Source organism: Nitrosospira multiformis, assembly GCF_003050865.1.
GTDB lineage: Bacteria > Pseudomonadota > Gammaproteobacteria > Burkholderiales > Nitrosomonadaceae > Nitrosospira > Nitrosospira multiformis_E.
Genome location: NZ_QAOK01000022.1, coordinates 39,546 through 57,145 on the forward strand (window position 1 = coordinate 39,546; position 17,600 = coordinate 57,145).

Annotated in this window: 17 protein-coding genes; 11 read left to right on the forward strand and 6 right to left on the reverse strand. The window is 54.7% G+C overall.

What is annotated here, in order from left to right:
* Position 1 precedes the first annotated feature (1 nt).
* The 4 genes from pheA to C8R21_RS11460 all read left to right on the forward strand — a co-directional run bounded on the left by pheA (position 2) and on the right by C8R21_RS11460 (position 4,534).
* The gene (gene pheA, locus C8R21_RS11445; protein ID WP_107762830.1) at positions 2–1,069 is read left to right on the forward strand and encodes a prephenate dehydratase; all 1,068 of its coding nucleotides are present in this window, start codon (positions 2–4) and stop codon (positions 1,067–1,069) included.
* A 295-nt stretch (positions 1,070–1,364) separates the two neighbouring features.
* Positions 1,365–2,543 (forward strand): histidinol-phosphate transaminase, encoded by a 1,179-nt coding sequence (hisC, locus tag C8R21_RS11450; protein WP_107762816.1) that lies wholly within the window; start codon positions 1,365–1,367, stop codon positions 2,541–2,543.
* Positions 2,540–3,556 carry a 3-deoxy-7-phosphoheptulonate synthase gene (gene aroF / locus C8R21_RS11455; protein WP_107762817.1) on the forward strand — a complete coding sequence of 339 codons (1,017 nt, stop codon included), beginning with the start codon at positions 2,540–2,542 and terminating at the stop codon, positions 3,554–3,556. Before hisC ends, aroF begins: the two co-directional genes overlap by 4 nt.
* A 75-nt stretch (positions 3,557–3,631) precedes the next feature.
* Complete coding sequence (locus tag C8R21_RS11460; RefSeq protein WP_107762818.1) at positions 3,632–4,534, forward strand: prephenate dehydrogenase; 903 nt, start codon at positions 3,632–3,634, stop codon at positions 4,532–4,534.
* 19 nt (positions 4,535–4,553) lie between these two features.
* Here C8R21_RS11460 and C8R21_RS11465 read toward each other — a convergent pair whose 3' ends face one another.
* From C8R21_RS11465 to lpxA, 5 genes are all read right to left on the reverse strand, one after another.
* On the reverse strand, positions 4,554–4,844 hold the full coding sequence (locus tag C8R21_RS11465; protein ID WP_074744780.1) for an encapsulin-associated ferritin-like protein: 291 nt from the start codon (positions 4,842–4,844) through the stop codon (positions 4,554–4,556).
* 89 nt (positions 4,845–4,933) lie between these two features.
* Positions 4,934–6,058 (reverse strand): GAF and HD-GYP domain-containing protein, encoded by a 1,125-nt coding sequence (locus tag C8R21_RS11470; RefSeq protein WP_107762819.1) that lies wholly within the window; start codon positions 6,056–6,058, stop codon positions 4,934–4,936.
* A gap of 145 nt (positions 6,059–6,203) precedes the next feature.
* The gene (locus C8R21_RS11475; protein ID WP_258192372.1) at positions 6,204–6,821 is read right to left on the reverse strand and encodes a hypothetical protein; all 618 of its coding nucleotides are present in this window, start codon (positions 6,819–6,821) and stop codon (positions 6,204–6,206) included.
* On the reverse strand, positions 6,811–7,839 hold the full coding sequence (locus tag C8R21_RS11480; protein ID WP_107762820.1) for a PEP-CTERM sorting domain-containing protein: 1,029 nt from the start codon (positions 7,837–7,839) through the stop codon (positions 6,811–6,813). The genes C8R21_RS11475 and C8R21_RS11480 overlap by 11 nt, the downstream gene beginning before the upstream one ends.
* Positions 7,840–7,976: 137 nt before the next feature.
* Positions 7,977–8,759, reverse strand: coding sequence for an acyl-ACP--UDP-N-acetylglucosamine O-acyltransferase (lpxA, locus tag C8R21_RS11485; RefSeq protein WP_107762821.1), 783 nt, complete (start codon positions 8,757–8,759; stop codon positions 7,977–7,979).
* 246 nt (positions 8,760–9,005) lie between these two features.
* On the opposite strand from lpxA, the gene C8R21_RS11490 reads away from it, so the two are divergent.
* Genes C8R21_RS11490 through C8R21_RS11515 form a run of 6 tightly spaced genes read left to right on the forward strand, consistent with a single transcriptional unit; the run spans position 9,006 to position 16,584 of the window.
* Positions 9,006–10,469, forward strand: coding sequence for an ABC transporter ATP-binding protein (locus C8R21_RS11490; RefSeq protein ID WP_181258918.1), 1,464 nt, complete (start codon positions 9,006–9,008; stop codon positions 10,467–10,469).
* A complete protein-coding gene (locus tag C8R21_RS11495) occupies positions 10,466–11,371 on the forward strand; it encodes a hypothetical protein (protein ID WP_107762823.1) in 906 nt (301 codons plus the stop codon). Before C8R21_RS11490 ends, C8R21_RS11495 begins: the two co-directional genes overlap by 4 nt.
* Before the next feature lie 22 nt (positions 11,372–11,393).
* Positions 11,394–13,283, forward strand: a complete 1,890-nt coding sequence (locus C8R21_RS11500; RefSeq protein WP_107762824.1) for a glycosyltransferase — start codon at positions 11,394–11,396, stop codon at positions 13,281–13,283.
* Positions 13,253–14,284, forward strand: coding sequence for a Gfo/Idh/MocA family protein (locus tag C8R21_RS11505; RefSeq protein ID WP_181258919.1), 1,032 nt, complete (start codon positions 13,253–13,255; stop codon positions 14,282–14,284). The genes C8R21_RS11500 and C8R21_RS11505 overlap by 31 nt, the downstream gene beginning before the upstream one ends.
* A complete protein-coding gene (locus C8R21_RS11510; protein WP_219906650.1) occupies positions 14,281–15,417 on the forward strand; it encodes a DegT/DnrJ/EryC1/StrS family aminotransferase in 1,137 nt (378 codons plus the stop codon). Before C8R21_RS11505 ends, C8R21_RS11510 begins: the two co-directional genes overlap by 4 nt.
* A gap of 15 nt (positions 15,418–15,432) precedes the next feature.
* Positions 15,433–16,584 (forward strand): NYN domain-containing protein, encoded by a 1,152-nt coding sequence (locus tag C8R21_RS11515; RefSeq protein ID WP_107762825.1) that lies wholly within the window; start codon positions 15,433–15,435, stop codon positions 16,582–16,584.
* Positions 16,585–16,694: 110 nt separating this feature from the next.
* Here C8R21_RS11515 and C8R21_RS11520 read toward each other — a convergent pair whose 3' ends face one another.
* Positions 16,695–17,282 carry a BON domain-containing protein gene (locus tag C8R21_RS11520; RefSeq protein WP_107762826.1) on the reverse strand — a complete coding sequence of 196 codons (588 nt, stop codon included), beginning with the start codon at positions 17,280–17,282 and terminating at the stop codon, positions 16,695–16,697.
* A gap of 115 nt (positions 17,283–17,397) precedes the next feature.
* On the opposite strand from C8R21_RS11520, the gene C8R21_RS15920 reads away from it, so the two are divergent.
* Positions 17,398–17,544 (forward strand): hypothetical protein, encoded by a 147-nt coding sequence (locus tag C8R21_RS15920; RefSeq protein ID WP_181258920.1) that lies wholly within the window; start codon positions 17,398–17,400, stop codon positions 17,542–17,544.
* Positions 17,545–17,600: the final 56 nt, after the last annotated feature.

Consider the following 17,600-nt stretch of genomic DNA (forward strand, 5'->3'; position numbering starts at 1 on the left):
GATGACCGCTCAACTCAAACAGCTCCGCGACAAGATAGATGCAATCGACAGCGAGCTCCTGAAACTGGTGAGCGCGCGGGCAGATATCGCACGCGAAATCGGAGAAATCAAGAATGGCACTGCGTATCGGCCCGAACGTGAAGCTCAGGTGCTGGCGCGGATGCGCGAACTGAACCCGGGACCCCTGGAGAATGAACAGGTTGGGCGGTTATTTACGGAGATCATGTCTCTCTGTCGATCCATGGAAGAACCTCTGACGATCGCATATCTGGGGCCGAGAGGCACGTTTTCCGAAGAGGCGGCACTCAAGCGCTTCGGTAGCGTTGTGACTTCCCTGCCGTGCAATTCGATAGATGACGTATTTCGCAAGGTGGAGGCCGGCAAGGCGGATTATGGTGTTGTGCCGGTAGAGAACTCGACCGAAGGCGCAGTGGGCCGATCGCTCGATCTGTTGCTGCAAACGCGGTTGAAGGTGTGCGGTGAAGTGGCGCTGGCCATACATCAGCTTCTGCTGGCACATCATGCCGACCTTGCACGCATTCGCAGGATTTACTCTCATCCTCAATCGTTTTCCCAGTGTCACGAGTGGCTCAATGCCAATCTGCCCCATTTACCCGCATCGGCAAGGATCAACGCCGCAAGCAATGCGGATGCCGCGAGACTGGCGGCGGAAGATGAAAGCGCTGCGGCAGTGGCAGGAAAAAAGGCAGGAGAAGTATATGGCCTCACTGTCTGTGCCGAGAACATCGAGGATGATCCCAATAATACGACGCGCTTCCTGATAATAGGCGAGCAGGAAGTTGCACCTTCCGGCAGGGATAAGACATCGCTGGTAACGTCGGTCAGGAATCGGCCGGGCGCCATACATGAGCTACTGGCCCCGTTCGCCCATCATGGAGTCAGCATGACCCGGCTTGAATCGCGTCCGTCCCGTGCGGGTTTATGGGAATACGTGTTTTTCGTGGATGTCGAAGGCCACCAGCAGGAGCCGAAAGTCTCTCAGGCGCTGCACGAACTGGTGGGAAAAGCAGCGTTTCTCAAAGTGCTCGGTTCATATCCCGCAGCCTGACCCTGCTCTTCTGTTTTCCCACAAACCTCCATGCGCTACCCCGAAATCCCATGCCCGTAAAGTGAGCCCGTGCGATGATCCTGTTACCCTGCGAAAAATTCAACGTCATATCATTGCAGCTCCGAATCCCGAAATCCCCGGTATTTCTGGTGCCGCGGGCCATGACGAAGATTTGCCTATGGCCAAGAAACGGGTTATTGCAAGCATGAATCCATGCTTTTTATGCGATTGCCTGTCTCGTTGACGGTTATTATTTTCTGCTTTTTCTTCCCTCTGCAATTCACGGTACCATCTTATGAATATTTGCGATCTCGCTCCTGCGTATATCCGTGCCATCAGTCCCTATCAACCCGGCAAGCCTATTTCTGAACTGGCGCGGGAGATGGGGATGGATGAACAGTCCATCATCAAGCTTGCGTCCAATGAAAACCCCCTGGGAACCAGTCCAATGGCTCTGAACGCAATGAGCAAGGCGCTCGGCGAGGTTTCGTTGTATCCGGACGGAAGTGGTTTTGAACTGAAAACAGCTTTATCTGAGCGCTACGGCGTGACCAGCGATCAGATCGTGCTGGGCAACGGTTCCAACGACGTTCTGGAGTTGGCCGCCCGCGTATTCCTGAAGCCGGGAGCTTCGACCGTTTATTCGCAGCATGCCTTTGCGGTTTATCCACTGGTAACGAAAGCAGTGGGTGGAATCGGCATTTCCGTTCCCGCCAGGAACTATGGACATGATCTTGACGGCATGCTGGATGCCGTGGCGCCTGAAACACGGGTTGTATTTATTGCCAATCCCAACAATCCCACCGGCACTCTGCTGCCTGCCGATGATGTACTGCGCTTTCTCGAGCGTGTGTCCCCGGATGTGCTGGTCGTACTCGATGAAGCATACAACGAGTACCTGCCACCCGCCCTCAAGGGAGATAGCATTGCCTGGCTGAAGCAGTTTCCCAATCTCCTCATTACCCGCACCTTCTCCAAAGCTTACGGCATGGCAGGCGTGCGCGTCGGTTTCGGCCTTGCGCATCCTCAAGTTGCCGGTCTGATGAACCGCGTGCGCCAGCCATTCAACGTCAACAATATCGGTCTCGCCGGCGCGGTGGCTGCGCTGCAGGATGAGGAATTTGTAAAGCGTTCTTATGCGCTCAATCAGGCGGGCATGCTGCAGATTGTCACCGGACTGCGCCAGATGGGAATCGAGTACATTCCATCCTACGGAAATTTCCTGAGCTTTCGGGTGCCGGGCGATGTGAAGGCAGTAAATGAGAGCCTATTGAGGCAGGGCGTGATTGTCCGCCCCATCAGCATCTATGAAATGCCGGAACATCTCCGGGTAACTGTCGGGCTGGAACCTGAAAATGAGAAATTCCTGAAATCGCTGGCAATAGCGTTGGAGACGGCGGGAGGGGCAGCAGCAGACACAATACCGGAGATGACGGCGAGAGTCTCCCAGGTTGCAGCGGGGGGATCAGCGTGATTATTGTCATGAATAACGGCGCCACCGAAGAGCAGATCGACACGGTGGTTGCAAAAATTCGAAGCTTCGATCTCGACGCGAACGTTTCGCGCGGCACCGAACGCACCGTAATTGGTGCAATTGGCGATGAGCGCAAGCTCAGCCCTGAAATATTCGATACGCTGAGCGGTGTCGAATATTCGATGCATATCGTCAAGCAGTACAAGATCGTGTCGCGCGAATGGCACAAGGATAATTCGATAATCAATGTGGGGGGCGTGCCGATTGGCGGCGACCAGGTGCAGGTGATTGGAGGCCCCTGTTCGGTGGAAACGCAGGAGCAGATGGATTCGGCGGCGCAACATGTCGCGGATGCGGGCTGCCAGCTGATGCGTGGGGGCGCCTTCAAGCCCCGCACCAGTCCCTATACCTTCCAGGGCAATGGCGAAGAAGGATTGAAAATGTTCCGCAGGGCTGCGGACAAGCACAACCTCCGAATCGTCACGGAATTGATGGATGCGCGCATGCTGGACACTTTCCTTGAGTATGATGTGGATGTGATCCAGATCGGTACACGCAGCATGCAGAACTTCGAACTTTTGAAAGAAGTGGGGCGCATCAACAAGCCCGTGATACTGAAGCGCGGCATGTCCGCAACCGTTTCCGAATGGCTCATGGCGGCAGAATACATCGCCGCAGGAGGGAACCATAACATCATTTTCTGCGAACGCGGCATACGCACCTTTGAAACTGCTTATCGCAACGTAATGGATGTAACGTGCATCCCCGTGCTGAAAAAAGAAACGCACTTGCCGGTAATCGTCGATCCCTCCCATGCGGGGGGGAAGGCATGGATGGTGTCCGCCCTGGCGCGCGCGGCAGTCGCAGCGGGGGCGGATGGCCTGCTGGTGGAGATGCATCCTAACCCATGCGAAGCCTGGTGCGACGCAGATCAGGCATTGAATCCCGAGGAATTTCGTGATCTGATGGGATCGCTGAAAGGAATAGCGGCAGTAATCGGACGAAGTCTTTGATGAATAGCTGGATACAGGTAGCAGCCATGCAAGGCTCTCCGTGACATCAACCGCTCACACAAACCGATTCCGACGATGACCACTACCGTGATCCACAAACTGGTGGTTATCGGCGTGGGCCTGATCGGTGGCTCATTCGCGCTCGCATTGCGCAAGGCAGGTGTGGTCAGGCATATCACCGGCGTTGGCCGCAGCAGGGAAAACATGCGACGGGCCTTCACGCTGGGCGAGATAGACGAGATTGCCAGCGACATTGAATCAGCCTTGAAGGATGCGGATCTGGTGTTCCTCGCTGTGCCGGTCGGACAAACCGGTGAAATCATGGCGCAGATATCCCCATATCTGGCGTCCTCCACCATCGTGACAGATGCGGGCAGCACCAAGCAGGATGTGGTAGCGGCAGCACATTCCCATCTCGCCCCTCATCTGAAAAATTTTGTTCCCGGACATCCCGTTGCCGGTGCTGAAAAGAGCGGAGCAGGCGCAGCCAATGCAGATCTGTTTCGCGGCAAAAATGTTGTACTGACGCCCCTCAAGGAAACCAGCCGGGAGGCAACGCAAAAGGTAACGGAATTATGGGAGGCTTGCGGAGCGCGGGTTTCCCGGATGAGTGCGACCCGGCACGACGAGATATTGGCTGCTGTCAGCCATCTCCCCCATGTTCTTGCCTTTGTGCTGATGAATCATGTCGTCTCTGCCGGAGCCGATGGAAGCAATGACGCGCATGACAACGAGCTGCTGCGTTTTGCCGGCAGCGGCTTCCGCGATTCGACGCGTATCGCTGGCAGCTCTCCCGAGATGTGGCGGGACATATGTCTTGGCAACCGGGAGGCGCTGCTCAACCAGATCGATGCGTACCAGAAGGAATTGACAGCCGTGCGTGGAATGCTGGCGCATGGCGATGGTGATGCGCTCGAAAGATTTTTCGCGAATGCACGCAGCGCAAGGGAACGCTGGCTGAAAAGCTTGCCCAGATAAATCGATGGGTCATCATTGATTATGATTTGTGGGCGATGGGCTTGTCAGTGAACAGATAGTCTCTCATTTCCATCGAAAAGACCGGATCCTTACGGCGAATCCATTCGAGCACCATCGCCGCGTGCTCCTTTTCCTCATCACGGTTATGCGCAAGAATTGCCTTGAGCTCCTCGTCCTTGCAGGAATCCACGCGCTGGTTATACCAGTCTATCGCTTCCAGTTCTTCCATCAGCGAAACGATCGCCTTGTGCATGTCCCGTGTTTCGTCGGAGAGCTCCTCAATGGGTTCGTGGTAACCCTCATTTGCCATGCTACCTCCTCGACTCGATCAGTAAAATTCTACCGGGACTTGATTGCTGGAGCCAAGGCCGCCAGCGCTGCAATTCCGCGAGTTATATACTACCCGTAAAAATCTTCCTTGAATTGATTTCTGATCTGTTCCAGTTGCGCCCGGTTCCCGATGAGCGCCTCAACACAATCCGGATCCAGTTTGTTCCCTGCCAACTTCCGCAATTCTCCAATAGCATCGTCAATGCTCCATGCTTCTTTATAAGGACGGCGGCTGGTGAGTGCGTCGAATACATCCGCTACCGCGACGATACGTGATTCCATGGGAATCCGATCACCGCTCAACCCCTGGGGGTAGCCTTTACCATCCAGCGTTTCATGATGATGTTCGGCAATGTTGCGCAGGATGGAAACGTATTCGGATTCGATCCCGAAGTCGACCAGCATCCGGTCAATGACCTGCCGACCTTTGCCGGTATGCGTTTTCATGATCTCCCGCTCATTCATGTCAAGAAGCCCGGGTTTGAGCAGGATACTGTCGGGAATTCCGATCTTGCCAATATCATGCAATGGCGAAAACAGAAACACATATTCGACATATTCGTCGTTGAAGGCGTACTTCGGAGCGAGTTCGCGGGCAACTATCCTGGCATAGCGCGACATGCGATCGAGGTGCGCGCCTGTTTCAGTATCGCGCAGGTTCGCGATCTCGCGGGCAGCCTGGACAGTGGCAATCATGGTGCGAACAACCGAGAATTCATTGATTACGACCAGTGAGACCAGATGAGCGAATACATGCAGGAAATGCAGCGTCTCCGCATTAAATACATTTTTCCGGTAGGAGTTGAAGAATACGAACCCGAAAAACTCCCCCTTCAGATACATCGGCAGGGTATAGCTCGCCCCATACCCCTGCGCGACGATCCGTTTGGTATGTTCTTGTTTACTATTCGTGAAAATCGACAGGTCATTGACGACCCGGGGCGTACCGGTCTTCAGGATTTGGCGTAAAGATTTAGTATCGCTTAACTTGGTCTGATACAACGTGAGTGGAGACGATCCGCCACTGCTATGAATGAATGTCTTCAAGTCGTCCGTTTTGGGGTCGTAGAGTACCACCGAGATGCGATCTATGAATGGAAACCGACTGTGAAGAGTTTCATGCAGACTCTTCAGTTTATCCGAAAGTGGCGCGGAGCGATTGAGCGCGCCGAGTGTATCGGGATATTGTGGCATGAAGATTTCCGGGTTCCGGGAAAGACAATGCTTGTATTTATCGTAGCATAATCCGCCCGCACAGAATTTTCAGGATTCGTTTTCGAAAACAGTTTATGCTGGGGTGCAGTTCTCCTACTTCCTATTTCTCCGTTTCTCTGCTTCTCTATTTCCCGACCGCGCGCTTCTCCAGATCGTCAAAAACGCCGTTGACAATATTTTCCAGGTCATACGGACCATCACGTCCATAGGTAACACATTTTTCATAGCCGGTCACCGCAAAGCAGATGCGTGTGCTCCCTGCATCCATCATGCGCAATGCAGAAGTCGCAATCATTCCATCGTCCTTGAGAAAGACAGAATAGCGCGCGGTATATTGCGAAGGAAGTTCAAAGAAACGAATCCTGTAAAGCTCGTTCAGGAGGGCAACCAGTGCGCTGGTAGAGTAGGAAACTTGCAGAAATTCTTCCCCTTGTTCGAATGCAGCCGTTCCCTTGCCCGACAGGCTGAGCCGCCGAACTGGAAAGGCCGCCTTGCCAGGCTGGCGGGTCAGATGGAGATTGACCTCCTGGATAGGGTAAGCGAGTGGAGGACCATCAGGTCCCAAGGTGCGTTCGCCTGCCATGGACGCTGACCCGGCAAAAAACAATATGAAAACAGGGAGCAGCCTGACGGGGAAAATCCAGTGCGGTAATGACCGTACTCGATAAGCCAGGAAAACCAGGCTGCGGAATCGCCGCAGGGCAGCGGCACGAAAAATTATTCCGGCAGAATCACTGGTCATGGCGCTTTTTGCGCCGTGTTACCCAGCCCAGGAATCCCAACCCGGCCAGCATCATCGCGTAGGTCTCCGGTTCGGGCACAGCCGTTACTGTATATCCAATATCATGGAGAATGCCGATTTCGAGCGCGCTGTAGTCGCGGGCATAAGGTCCCGTATCAGAGGCGGCCAGCATCATCATTCCCGCATAAGCGCTATTATTATCATCCAGATGAGAAACGCTGCTCCCCTCCTCCCACGGGGATGGGGTATATAGGCCTACTGGATTACCCCCGTTTGCCGCTACGGCGTTGGTTCCATCGAAGAACAGACCTCCTGCGGGACTTCCATCCCCCACGCTGCCCGCGTCCCAGACCGTCTCGTTGATCGCGAAAGTTGTGGGATCAATGACCGGGGTGCCGTTCTTGTCCACTATGTGGCTATCGAAGGTGTTCCAGCTTCCAGCGTGCCGTGTACCGAGAAGTGGATCGCCGAATTGCCCTATGGACGAAGAGAAACCAAGCGTATGCGTAAATTCGTGGAACATCGTGGAGTAGAAGTCATATCGCTCACTCGAAACCGGCGCGTTGAAGCCAAGCTCCCAATTGTTCCCAAAGTTGATGTCCAGAGAGCCATCGGGTTTGCTTCCGTTGGGATCAATGCCTGTCTGGAGTTTCTCACGCACGACTTCGTCAAGATTGAAGCCTGCTACTCCACGATCGACATATTCACTTCCGGCCGATGCCAGGGTATCACCCTGAGGACTATTAGTCGCCGTCGCTTCCAACATGATAGTGCCTGAGTTGGTGAAGTGGCTGCCAAACATTCTGGAGAATTCGGTGGCAGCGGTGTTAAGCGCAGCTTGTCGACCGGAACCATTTACGGGATCAAGAAACCCCGTACCCGGCGCATCCTTGTATACAAACTGAAAGTTGATGTCCGCATACGCAACGAAACTGAACGACAGGCAGCCAGCAAACAATCCTCCGTTAACCACCGCCCGCGTTACCTGTGCAATCGCTTTCTGTTTTTGATTCTTCATATGACGATTCTCCCGCTCAGATTGTGATTCAGTAAATCGCGTTTCACCTCGGCAATAAAGACGAATAATACTGCTGTTCTACCAATTTTCAAAAAAAACTGCAAAATCGAGGCGGATTTGATCAGATACTATTAAGTTTACCGGATAATTCCACGTCCGCGCACGGAAATGAAATCAAGAAAACGCTGGACAGACGGTGTACCGCTAGCAAGCTGCATGAGTTGCACTTCCGCTTCTTTCAAAGGGAGGCCGGATCGGTATATCAGCTTGTAAGCATTTTTCAGTGCGCGAATGGTGGATTCGGAAAATCCCCGGCGCTTGAGCTCCCTCCAGTTGAGGCCGTAAGGCACGGCTGGATTCCCTGCCGCCAGGATATAAGGCGGCAAATCCTGAGTCAACACGGTGCCTAAACCGGTAAAGCTGTAGGCGCCGACGCGAACGAACTGATGAACCGAGGTGAATCCGCCCAGTCCCGCGTAATCGCCCACCTGGACGTGGCCGGCCAGGGAAGCATTGTTGGTAAAGGTCGTGAAGTTACCCACCTGGCAATCATGCGCCAGATGGACGTAAGCCATCATGAAATTGTCATTCTTGAGGCGGGTAACACCTGCGCCTTGGGCGGTGCCCCGGTTGAAAGTGCAAAACTCCCGAATCGTGTTTCGATCGCCTATTTCCAGCCGGGTAGGTTCGCCCTTATATTTCTTGTCCTGCGGCTCATCTCCCAGCGAGCAGAACTGGAAAATCCGGTTATTGCAACCGATACGCGTATGCCCCTTTATGACGACATGCGACCCGATCCAGGTATTGTCGCCAACCGTGACATGCCCTTCCACAATGGAATAAGCCCCGACAGTTACGCCCGAGCCGAGTTGTGCTGCGGGATGGACAAAGGCTGTCGGGTGGATACTGGTTTCCCTCATGAATCAGTCCTGCTTAAAAAACTTGAACCCATACGATCGCTGATACTTCGTATACTTTAGACATCTCAAACCCTCAGTAGCAGAAACCCCGGTTCTCGACTAAGATAATTCTCGGCATACATTACGTACATGCCATACTTCCCAATTCCATCCGAAGCGTTTGATCGTGCCAGAACGGAACCTCGACGGGACTTTGTAATGACAGTCCCGAGAGAACTCACAGCAGAAACAAGATCCGATTCCTCCATGGCCTCCTCTCCACCAACGGCAACTGATGATATCAATAGCGCAGATATTGCGCTTCGCATATCGGGCCTGTCAAAGACCTATCGCATTTATGGCCGTTCGCAGGACCGCCTGCTGCAAGGCTTTTGGGGTAACCGGAAGCAACTGTATCGGGAATTCCGGGCGCTGGACAGCATTTCCTTTGAGATCCGTCGTGGAGAAACCTTCGGGATCATCGGTCCGAACGGATCCGGGAAAAGCACACTGCTGCAACTGATCGCAGGAACACTGACGCCCACCCAGGGCGAAATATATATCAAAGGCAAGATGTCAGCTTTGCTTGAGCTGGGAGCCGGCTTCAACGGGGAATTTACCGGCCTCGAAAATATCCATATGGCGGCATCGATTGCGGGATTGAATCCTGGCGAGATCAGACAGCGCTACGAGCGCATCACCGCTTATGCCGACATTGGCGATTTCCTCGATCAACCGGTAAAGACATACTCAAGCGGGATGTATGTACGCCTTGCATTCGCCGTCGCCATCTCGATTGAGCCGGAGGTACTGATCATAGATGAAGCACTGGCAGTAGGAGACATGGAGTTCCAGGCAAAGTGCATGGTGACATTGAAGCAGATACAGGAACGGGGTACCACCATCCTCTTTGTCAGTCATGATGTGGGAGCGGTGAGCGCGTTATGTGAGCGCACTCTTTATCTCAAGCATGGCCGTGCACTGGAAATTGGTCCCACTGCAGACGTCGTTGCACGCTATATTCGTGAAGTACAGGAAGCAAACAACCGAAAAATAAGCGTAACCGTTTCTGAAAACAGCGATTCGAGAACTGGCAGCACACGCAATGCTTCTGAAACCGGGGTCACTCCACCTCACCCTATTGCTCCCTCCACCGGCCCGGAGGCGGTGTCTGGAGCCGCGTCTGGATCCTCCGCGTCTGGATCCTTGATGGCAGCAAGCCCGTTCCAGAGCGTGGAGAAGGAGCATCTTGCACGCTTTGCTGAAAATGCAAATCACTGCCGTTCCGGAACCGGTGATGTGCGTGTAATTTACGCGGAGATGACAGATGATAACGGACTACCGGTACGTTCGGCAGAATTCGGACAATCAGTCCTCATACGCATCATCGTTGAAGCCGCCCGCACCTGTACTTTTTCCGCCAACTACAAAATTTGCGATAAGAATCGCACGCCAGTGATAGGAGCAGACTTCCTCATGCAAAGTCAGACGCTGCTGACGCTGGAGCCGTCGCAGCAGGCCGAAGTGCTTTACCGGACATCGCTCCCGCTGACCGACGGCAGATACAGCTTGAGAATTTCGCTCACACACCCCGTCAACGCACATCAACAGGCGCTGTTCTTCGATATCGTGGAGATCGCCCACGTATTCGAAGTGCTGCCCAATCCGACTGCAAAGTTCTGGACACAGGTTTATCTGCCGAATACGCTCGATGTAAGGGTTCTGGAATGAGCGACGCCCGGCGGAACAACCTTTCTGACAACCTTTCCGAAACGCGCAGTTTGCTGGTAATCGCCCATCCGGGACATGAACTGCGCCTCTACGGCTGGATCGGACAGGCGAAACCGCTGGTTTGCATTCTTACCGACGGTTCAGGAAGCGATGATAAGCCCCGGCTGGCGTCCACCTTGAATATCCTGCAGGGACTGGGGGCTGAAATCGGCTCGGTATGTGGTGAATTCACCGACCGGCAAATCTACCAGAAGATGCTGCAAGGCGAATACGACATGTTCGATGCCCTCTGCGAGCGGTTGGCTGCGCTCATCGCTGCGCGAGACATTCGCACGGTAGTCAGCGACGCCATCGAGGGTTACAACCCGACGCACGATTTATGCGAGGTACTTGTCCGAACTGCGGTGGCTATTACCAACGACGTCGCCAACATCGTCAGGGCTGCGGATGGAAAAGAATCCCTTGTCCGGCATTACACTATCCCCCTCATGGGTGATCCGCGACCCACTGCGCCGCCAACTGTATGTCGCGCAGAAACCAAGAATCCTGTAAGCCAGCAGGGGTGCGAACAGCACGTTATCGAATTGAACGAGCGTGAACTGGCGCACAAGCTGGAAACCATGCGCGAGTATGCCAGTCGAGCGGGTGGAATTCTTCAGCAGGAGGTGGAGGATGCGTTCCGCTCGTATGGCGAAGACGCTTTTGCCCGTGAATACCTGTTTTCGTCCGCCTCACCCGGGAAAGAGCCGGAACGAAATTTCCTGCAACAGAAACCTTTTTATGAAAGCCGCGGGGAACAGCGCGTGGCGGATGGACGTTACCGGGACGTCATCCGGTTTCATGAGCATGTTCTGCCAATCATGAATCGGCTGAGTACAAAGATATCGGCTGTGCGGATATAGCAGGGAAAGACGGAAAAGCGCCATGAGGATACTCATAACCAATAACACGCTCGATACCCGCGCCGGCTCCGAACTGTACGTCCGCGATCTGGCCTTGGCGCTGCTGCGCCGCGGCCATAACCCTGTGGCCTATAGCACCCGTCTTGGAGCGGTTGCCGAGGAGTTGCGTTCGGCGACCGTTCCCGTCATCGACGATCTCAATCTGCTGACGGTCACGCCCGACATTATTCATGGCCAGCATCATCTCGACGCGATGACGGCCATGCTGCATTTTCCCGATACGCCCGCGGTCTACTTCTGCCATGGCTGGCTGCCGTGGGAAGAAATGGCGCCGCGCTTTCCTACGATCCAGCGCTATGTTGCCGTGGACGATCTCTGCCGGGAACGCCTGCAATGCCTCCATGGCATCCCCCCCGAGCGTATTTCTGTAATACGCAATTTTGTCGATCTGCAGCGATTCGGCCTGCGCACCGATTTACCTGCCATACCGCGCAAAGCCCTGGCTTTCAGCAATTACATCGGTGAGGACGGTTGCCTGGGAATCCTGCGCGAAGCCTGTGCCGCCCGCGGCATCGCGCTCGACGCGATTGGCCTTTCTGTCGGACACAGCGAAGCCCGCCCTGAACAGATTCTTGGCAGCTATGATATTGTCTTTGCAAAGGCGCGTTGCGCCCTTGAAGCCCTTGCCAGCGGAACAGCTGTAATAGCCTGTGATGCAGCCGGCCTCGGGGGCATGGTCATGCCGGACAATTATGAAACCTTTCGCGCGCTCAACTTCGGTATACGGAGTTTGCGTAATCCCATTACTCTGGATACTATCACGCGGGAACTCGACCAGTACGAGGCGGCCGGAGCGCGTGCGGTTACCCGGCGTGTGCGATCGGAAGCCGGTATCGATCCGGCGATCGAGCAGATTCTCCATGTTTACCAGGAGGCAATCGAAGCGCACAGCCGCGAGTCCAGGGAGTGGAAACCAAGACCGGAAGGCTTCTCCCATTCTCGCCTTCAGTCGGCGAGCAGATATCTCCGCGAGATCGCCGATTTCACCAAAAGGCGCTATCAGGTGGAGCAGGAGAAACATCTCGCTTTGGCTGAAGCCGCAGCGGAGCGAACACGCGCTGAGCAAGCCGAGTTAGAACTGGTGAAAATCCACAACTCGCGTCTCTGGCCACTTGTCATGTCGCTCTACCGGCTCAAGTATAGGTTATGGAACCGTCCCATTGCCACCCTGCGAACACGTCGAGAGAATCGACACCGAGAGAATCGAAATGACCAGAACGAGAGCAAGGCTGGGGAAAACAGCCATCCGGACGATCGTGTCAGCGTATTCGAGCAAATCTATACCCGCAACGCCTGGCAGAGTTCTGAATCCCGTTCGGGGCCGGGGTCCACGCTGGAGCGAACCGAGATACTGCGGCGCGAACTTCCCCCCATGCTGGCCCGCCTCGGCGTTCGCACACTGGTGGATGCACCCTGCGGGGATTGCAACTGGCGGCAGCATACTGCAATCGATCTCGATGCATACATCGGAGTCGATATCGTTCCCACGCTGATAGAGGAAAACCGGCGGCGCTTTCCCCATCCCAACTGGAGATTCGAACTTGCCGACCTGGTAGAGGATGACCTGCCGCGCGGTGATGCAGTGCTCTGCCGCGATGCCCTGATCCACCTGTCGCTTGCGGATATTCTGCGAGCGCTTTCCAATATTCGCCGCTCCGGGGCAAAGTACCTGCTGGCAACCAGTCATGAAACGATCAGCGCCAACACAGACGTTACCACGGGCGGATGGCGTTCTGTGAACCTGATGCTGGCGCCTTTCAACCTTCCTCCTCCGCTGGAGCGCATCATCGAAAATCCGCAAACGGGAAAGATACTGGGCATATGGATGCTGGCAGAGATGCCGCTCTCCTGATGAATCCGATGAATGCACCCGTGCTGTTATCACCTGGCCCCGAACCGGCATTGCCTCTTGATACCGCTGTCGTCGGTGTCGGATATTTCGGCAGTTTGCATGCATTGTGCTACTCCCGCCTGCCGGGGAGCCGCCTTCAGGCATTGGTCGACCCCGATCCGATTACGCAATCCCTGGCTGAGCATCTGGGCGTTCCCTGGTTTACATGTGCCGCAGAACTCCCGCCCACAATCCGCACGGCATCGGTGGCCACACCGGTTGCTACGCATTTCGAGCTGACCAGCTTCCTGCTCCAGCAAGGGCTGGACGTGCTGCTGGAAAAGCCGATTGCGGAAACCACGGCCCAGGCGACGGAACTGCGAATGGTAGCGGAGGCAAATCAATGTATCCTGCAAATCGGACATATTGAACGCTTCAATCCGGCTTTTGCCTCTGGCAGGGCACTACTCCCGCTCGCCCGTACCATCCGATCGGTACGCGCCACACGACATCCCCCGCGACCAAGCGCGCTGGATGTGGTCATCGACCTGATGATCCATGATCTTGACCTGATTCTGCATAGCCTGGATTCCTCCGTGGTGGAACTGCGTGCCTCCGGTAGAAGTTCAGGTTTAACAGCCATAGATGAAGCAGAAGTTGAACTGACTTTCTCCAACGGATGCCGGACATACCTGGACGTACATTGGGGGCGGGATACGGAGCAGGAAGAACGTCGCATGGTTGCGGAACTGGAAAATGATGAAACCTGGGTCATCGATTTCAGGCGCCGGATAACCTACCGCAAGGCATCCAGCAGATCACCGGGTCCTTTGGCTGCGAACGGCCACACGCTTCCGTTTCCCACGCAACGGATACAGGAAGATACATTGAGCCTGCAACTCGCAGCCTTCCTCGATGCCTGCCGCAACCGTTCATTACCCCAGGTTACGCCGACGGAAGGCAATGCTGCCCTGGAGCTGGCGCATCATATCCGGCAGCAGATACTCAGGCCCTGTCCGTGACCATTCCGCAACTCGACCTTGCTGGAGAGTATCAGCAACTGCGTACAGAAATCGACGCTGCTGTGCAGCAGGTATTTTTGAAAGGCGCATTTATCGACGGCGCAGAAAACGCGGCGCTGGAGCACGAGCTTGCGGAATACATCGGCGCTGCTGAAGTCATCTGTGTCAATTCCGGTACCGATGCACTGTTGCTCTCCCTCAAGGCATTGGGAATAGGTGCGGGAGATGACGTAATCGTGCCCGCCTTCACTTTTTTCGCAACGGCAGAGGTGGTAAGCCTCGCGAGAGCGCGTCCCTGTTTTGCCGACTGCGCACCCGGTCAATACAACATTGATGTGGACGGCATAAGGGAGGCACTGACGCCGCGGACAAAGGCCGTCATCGCTGTCCATCTTTTCGGGCAACCGGTCGATCTAAAGCCGTTACAGGAATTCTGCGTGAACCACGACCTGTGGCTGATCGAAGATGCAGCACAAGCAATCGGCGCCCGCTATCACGATCGTGGTATTGGATCCTTCGGTGTCACCGGCGCCTTCAGTTTTTACCCCACGAAAAACCTGGGTGCTTATGGCGACGGTGGAGCGATTGCCTGTAGCGATCCCGATCTCGCCTCGCGATTGCGATGCCTTCGAAATCACGGACGGCAGGATCGCTACCAGCATTCTGAAATCGGCTTCAACAGCCGTCTCGACGAACTCCAGGCGGCAATATTAAGAGTCAAGCTTCCCTATCTGGATGACTGGAACGCGCGACGCCGCCAACTCGCCGCGCTCTACCAGCAAGCACTACAAAATACGGAATGCAACTGGCCGGCAGTCCTTGAAGGCACTGTTCCCGTCCACCATCAATTCGTAGTTACCCATCCGCACCGCGATGCCCTGCAACTGTTTCTGGCAGGGCATAATATTTCAACTGCGGTTTTCTATCCTATTCCCTGCCATCGGCAGCCAGCTTTCTCGGAATCGCACGCCGGTGTCTCGCTGCCGCTGGCGGAACGTCTTGCCGATCAGGTGCTGGCCCTCCCTATCTACCCCGCTCTGCCTCCCGAAGCGGTATGGCATATCGGGGAACTGATACAGGATTTCGAACACGTCGACACGGGAAGGGGAAATCACCCTAACCCCCATTATTGAAAGGCAACAAACCTTATGGCCACACTTCAGGAAAATGTCAGCATGGCGGTATTTTGTGACTTTGAAAATGTCGCTCTTGGCGTGCGTGATGCGAAATACGAGAAGTTTGACATCAAGCCGGTGCTGGAGCGATTGTTGCTGAAGGGCAGCATTGTCATAAAAAAGGCTTATTGCGACTGGGATCGTTATAAGACCTTTAAAGCTGCGCTGCACGAAGCAAATTTCGAATTGATCGAGATCCCCCATATTCGTCAGTCCGGTAAAAACTCAGCCGACATTCGCCTGGTCGTTGATGCGCTCGATCTTTGTTATACGAAATCCCATGTGAACACGTTCGTCATTATCAGTGGCGATTCCGATTTCTCGCCGCTCGTCTCCAAGTTGCGCGAGAACGCGAAGCAAGTAATCGGTGTTGGAGTCAAGAAGTCAACTTCAGACCTGCTGATAGCCAACTGCGACGAATTCATTTTTTATGACGATCTGGTACGCGAGATCGAGTGCGCTGCGGCGAAACGCGATACAACAGAAGCACCGCCTGTGGTGAAGCGTGCGCCTGCGGAGGAAAAACGCCCAGGAGAGGAGCTCGAAGCACGCAAGAGCCAGGCAATCAACATGGCGGTAGAAACTTTCGACGCCCTGGTATCCGAGCGCGGCGACAGCGGAAAAATCTGGGCTTCGACGCTCAAACAAGCGATCAAGCGCCGTAAACCTGGCTTTAACGAATCTTATTATGGCTTTCGTGCTTTCGGTAACTTGCTTGAAGAGGCGCAAGCCCGGGGCCTGCTTGAATTGGGCCGTGACGAGAAATCGGGCACGTACGTTTATCGCAGCAGCAGTGCGGTGGCCGATAATGGCACAGCAATGGAAGCATCGCCGCCTGTTCCTGCTTCACTTGAGATTGTGGCACCCTCAGTGCCGCTCGACGGCGTCAACTCCCCGGATGAAACGCATCAGCGAAGAAAAAGCCGTCGAAAGGCTGTGGAAAAGAAAGCGGATTTGCTGCCAGCACCTCCTGCGCCCGGGACAGAAACCGCACAGGCTGCCGGCAATCCGTCAGATCAAACAGTGTCAGAAAAACCAGGAACCAAGGGAAGGAAAAAGCCAGCCCCACGCCAGCCACGCAAACCGGAAGCCGGGACAGACAAGATCGACAAGAAACCTGGTTAGCCTTTTCGCCTTCCCGGTACGGAAACTGTGAAGCTATCACTTTGATCCTTTGAGCGCCCGCTCAAAGGACCGGGCCGAACAGTATTCCAGGCAGATTAAAAAATTCAATGTCAATCCAGATACTCGAACACTTCGACAACCTTGCGGACACCATCCGTGGATCTCGCAATCTTCACCGCGCTTTGCGCCTCCTCCCGGTCCACCAGCCCCATCAGGTAGACCACCCCATCCTCGGTCACGACTTTGACGTGGTTGGCCTGGAATAATCCCTCATTCACGAACTTCGCCTTGACCTTGGATGTAATCCAGCCGTCATAACTGCGCGCGGTAAGCGGCTTGATCTCACCCACCGCAATTTCATTAGTGACATCCCTCACGCCTTCCACGGCCTTCACGATGTCTCCAACCTCATTTTTAACCTTCGTAGATGCCACCTGGCCAGTCAGCAGTACTTTATCATTGAAGCTCGTGACCTCCACATGAACCTTGCGGCCAAATTTGTCCTTGATTCTCCCGTTGCTCTTGAACTCGATGCTCTCATCCTGGACCATGGTGCCGCTTGTACGCCTGTCCTCAGCTACCGCATATCCACTGCCCGCAGCCGCCCCCGTTACCGCCACCGCCGCACAACCGGAGAGAAATGAAAGCGGAAGCAGGAAAAAAACAACCCCCAATAACTTCAAATTCAGGTTCTGCATATATTCCCTCGGAAAAAATATCGCAACCTCTACTTTATCTCCTTTTATCCCCTGCTGGGGTGCATCCTTCCACCCTTTTCTGCATCAAAAGCGATCGGAGAGTGTCGAGTAAGTCATGACCTTGCCAAGTCAGCTCGGGCGTGAGGATTGGGAGCCCAGCCATTGGGCCTGGGTCAATGGCCTCGATGAAACCCGCCTTCCACAAAAGCAACGCCTGCTCGCTCTGAATCGCCCCGGTTTTCGTGGAGGCTTTTTGGTTTAAGTTAAACTTCTACCGTGGCCTTTTGGACCAATTGCTGATAATAGTTTGCTTCTGCT

Excerpts from the sequence above, each read along its gene's own strand:
- hisC (WP_107762816.1), top strand. The coding sequence starts at position 1,365 with ATGAATATTTGCGATCTCGCTCCTGCGTATATCCGTGCCATCAGTCCC.
- C8R21_RS15920 (WP_181258920.1), top strand. The coding sequence starts at position 17,398 with ATGACCTTGCCAAGTCAGCTCGGGCGTGAGGATTGGGAGCCCAGCCAT.
- C8R21_RS11465 (WP_074744780.1), bottom strand. The coding sequence starts at position 4,844 with ATGGCAAATGAGGGTTACCACGAACCCATTGAGGAGCTCTCCGACGAA.
- pheA (WP_107762830.1), top strand. The coding sequence starts at position 2 with ATGACCGCTCAACTCAAACAGCTCCGCGACAAGATAGATGCAATCGAC.
- C8R21_RS11470 (WP_107762819.1), bottom strand. The coding sequence starts at position 6,058 with ATGCCACAATATCCCGATACACTCGGCGCGCTCAATCGCTCCGCGCCA.
- C8R21_RS11500 (WP_107762824.1), top strand. The coding sequence starts at position 11,394 with ATGAGGATACTCATAACCAATAACACGCTCGATACCCGCGCCGGCTCC.
- C8R21_RS11460 (WP_107762818.1), top strand. The coding sequence starts at position 3,632 with ATGACCACTACCGTGATCCACAAACTGGTGGTTATCGGCGTGGGCCTG.
- C8R21_RS11490 (WP_181258918.1), top strand. The coding sequence starts at position 9,006 with ATGGCCTCCTCTCCACCAACGGCAACTGATGATATCAATAGCGCAGAT.
- C8R21_RS11480 (WP_107762820.1), bottom strand. The coding sequence starts at position 7,839 with ATGAAGAATCAAAAACAGAAAGCGATTGCACAGGTAACGCGGGCGGTG.
- C8R21_RS11520 (WP_107762826.1), bottom strand. The coding sequence starts at position 17,282 with ATGCAGAACCTGAATTTGAAGTTATTGGGGGTTGTTTTTTTCCTGCTT.
- C8R21_RS11475 (WP_258192372.1), bottom strand. The coding sequence starts at position 6,821 with ATGACCAGTGATTCTGCCGGAATAATTTTTCGTGCCGCTGCCCTGCGG.
- lpxA (WP_107762821.1), bottom strand. The coding sequence starts at position 8,759 with ATGAGGGAAACCAGTATCCACCCGACAGCCTTTGTCCATCCCGCAGCA.
- C8R21_RS11515 (WP_107762825.1), top strand. The coding sequence starts at position 15,433 with ATGGCCACACTTCAGGAAAATGTCAGCATGGCGGTATTTTGTGACTTT.
- C8R21_RS11495 (WP_107762823.1), top strand. The coding sequence starts at position 10,466 with ATGAGCGACGCCCGGCGGAACAACCTTTCTGACAACCTTTCCGAAACG.
- C8R21_RS11505 (WP_181258919.1), top strand. The coding sequence starts at position 13,253 with ATGGATGCTGGCAGAGATGCCGCTCTCCTGATGAATCCGATGAATGCA.